This window comes from Polaromonas sp. P1_G2 (assembly GCF_056405515.1).
Genome location: NZ_JBFUBY010001684.1, coordinates 1 through 368 on the forward strand (window position 1 = coordinate 1; position 368 = coordinate 368).

Sequence of the window (368 nt, forward strand, 5' to 3'; positions counted from 1 at the left end):
GCATCGTGCAAGGCACTGCCGGTCCAGAGCCCTATTGTCGATGATAACCAGCGAAGTTTCACGCGTTCCGGATACAGTTGCGGTAACAGACCCTCGAAACGGAGTGGCGAGTTCCGGTTCGATCGGTAGAATAGTAGTTCCTTTTATGCCATCCTTACTGTTTCTTGTCATCAAGTTCATGGCGTCTACTCCCATCACCAAAAACACATCACTGCACACGCTTCTAATGATTGAATCTATTAATTTTTTTATCCGCGAGCGTATCGCGGCGTTAACATTTTTGGATAAAATTTAAGTCAATTGATCGTTAGTAGATCTACACATACACTATTTTATCGAAGCTGTATAGGTTGTTTGAGTACTTAGAT

1 protein-coding gene is annotated in these 368 nt (G+C 42.9%); it reads right to left on the bottom strand.

The genetic code is table 11. The annotated features are described in order from the left end of the window. The coding region (locus tag AC1D0P_RS32110) for a hypothetical protein (protein ID WP_477680419.1) at positions 1-180 on the bottom strand (180 nt) is incomplete at its 3' end. Positions 181-368: the final 188 nt, after the last annotated feature.